Below are 2,172 nucleotides of genomic sequence, written 5' to 3' on the forward strand. Positions count from 1 at the left end.
GATCGGCTTGCCGTTGTCGAGCGTCTCCAGCACGGCCAGCTCGCGCGAGCGTTCCTGGATGATCCGCGCGATCCGGAACAGGTACTTGGCCCGGTCCCGCCCCGGCATCGGACCCCAGCTCGTCTCGTACGCCCGGCGCGCAGCGGCGACGGCCCGGTCGACGTCCGCCTCGCCGGCGACCGCGACCTCGGCCAGCACCTCCTCGTTCGCCGGGTTGACGGTCTTGAGCGTGCCGCCCTCGCCGCCGCTGAACTGACCGTCGAGGAACATGCCGTACGACTCGCGCAGCCGTCCGACCGCCCTCGACTCCGGCGCCGGCGCGTACTCCCACTCGGCCATGCCACCACTCTATGGCCGCCCGCCCGCACAGTCCTGCGTCCGTCCGGCCGGCGTCAGCAGTTGCGGCCGGCGTTGATGCAGCCGACGGCCTCGCGCATCAGCGACTCCGGCATGACGTTGAGGAAGTCGAAGTGGTCGGTGAGTGGCCTGCGCTCCTGGTCCGGGAACGAGTCGATGGCGTACGACCGGCCGGGCGGCACCTGGTAGGCGAGGGTGACGCGCAGCCTCGGGATGGCCACGGTGCCGACCGGGCAGGCGCCGGTCGCCGGCTCGGGGAAGGTCACGTGCGTGCGGTGGGTCTTGCTGTCGATGTCGGTGCCGTTCCAGCAGCTGGGGAACTCTCCGGTGCGCTGCACGAGTTGGCCGTCCGGGCAGAGCGGGTAGAACGTGCCGCTGACCCGTCCCGGCGTGCCCGAGCACGACCAGTGTGCCCGCGCGTTGACCCCGGTGGTCGCGGCCTTGGCGTTGCCGGTGACGATCCGCAGGAACCGGGGGATTGGTGTTACCGGGGAACGCGGGTTGCCGAGGAAGTCGATGGAGACCCGGGCCGGAGTGAGGATGCGGCCGAGGTTGCCGTCCTGCCCACCGCCCGGCCGGTCGGCGTCCGCGTCGCCGTGCCGGATATCCCGCAGCACCGGCCAGAAGTAGGCGGACCGGTCACCTAGGTTGCAGGTCGTGCCCCCGGCCGCAAGGGAACTTTCGGTCGAGGTGCGGTCGACGGACAGGTTGCCGACGTAGTCATGGACGTGGTGGGCACCGTTGGACAGGCCCGGCGCGGTGATCACGTTGTCGGAATTGCGGTGACCCTCGAGGTTGCGGCCGCATGGCGAGGTGAACGAGCCGGTCGAGGCGTTCGGTCCCGGTGCCGGCGCGCTGAGCACCATGGGCACCTCCTCGATCGGGAGGTAGTCGGCGGCGATCGGACCGGGGCGCGCGACGCTCCCGGCGGGCACTGGTGTGCTGATCACCGTCGCGACGAGGGCCGCGGCCCCGATGGACACGATGCCGAGCACCCCGGCCGCGATGACGGTCCACGGCCGCTCTCCGACGTTCACGTCCCGCCGCCAGCGCGCCGGGCCACCGCGGTCGACCGCTGGGCCTGGCTACCGAACTGGCGGTCAGGCGCTCCCCAGCTCATTCTGAGCAAGCTCCAGGTAGCTGTCCCGCGCTGCCTTCGCCCGCTTGGTCAGGTCGGTCCAGGACTCGACCTGCTCGGGCGCGCCCCGCCCGCCGACGATCGCGTACGCGGCGGCGGACGCCTGGCGCAATGCGTCCGCGGCCGCCTCGGCCGCCTCCCGGACCGGCGCCGACGCGCGAAGCTCCAGCATCACCAGCGCGTCGCTGACCGCCCGGTTGCGCAGCATCAGCGGGCTGACCGACTCTGGGTCCCGCGGGGCGTTGCCTAGCTCGGGGGCGTACTCCCCGGCCGACTCGCAGTAGCGCAGCGCCTCCAGCGTCGCGTGGGCGAACGCAGTGTGCGCCTCGTACCGGCGCTCGCCCCAGATGGCCCGGTCCTCCCGGGTCCACCGTTCCCGTTCCATCGAGTCCTGCCGCTCGCGCTCCAGCCGTACCCGGCGGTCGTCCCGGCGGGCAGTCAGGTACACACCCAGCAGGGCGGCCGCCGCGGCAATGGCGGCCGCGGCGAGGGTGATCTCCTGTGGCGTGAGGAACACACCACGAACGGTAGCGGTGCCGCATCGCACCGGGTGTGGTTTCCGTGAAGATCGCCGGGCGTGTCCCGGGCCGCCGGGCAGGGCGCCCGCTACGTGACGATCCTGATGGGTGCCAACGACCTGTGCACCTCGTCGACGTCGACGATGACCTCGGTGGACG

General features: G+C 72.2%; 3 protein-coding genes. All 3 read right to left on the reverse strand.

Translation table 11 applies throughout. The features are described 5' to 3' along the window. Positions 1 to 339 (reverse strand): aldehyde dehydrogenase family protein (locus VFO68_RS09125; RefSeq protein ID WP_325157756.1); only part of this gene is annotated, 339 nt, incomplete at its 3' end. Between the two features lie 53 nt (positions 340 to 392). Beyond that, positions 393 to 1,394 carry a DUF1996 domain-containing protein gene (locus tag VFO68_RS09130; protein WP_325157757.1) on the reverse strand — a complete coding sequence of 334 codons (1,002 nt, stop codon included), beginning with the start codon at positions 1,392 to 1,394 and terminating at the stop codon, positions 393 to 395. A gap of 63 nt (positions 1,395 to 1,457) precedes the next feature. After that, complete coding sequence (locus VFO68_RS09135) at positions 1,458 to 2,012, reverse strand: hypothetical protein (RefSeq protein WP_325157758.1); 555 nt, start codon at positions 2,010 to 2,012, stop codon at positions 1,458 to 1,460. Between the last annotated feature and the right edge of the window lie 160 nt (positions 2,013 to 2,172).

This window comes from Actinophytocola sp. (assembly GCF_035712165.1).
Lineage (GTDB): Bacteria > Actinomycetota > Actinomycetes > Mycobacteriales > Pseudonocardiaceae > DASYTH01.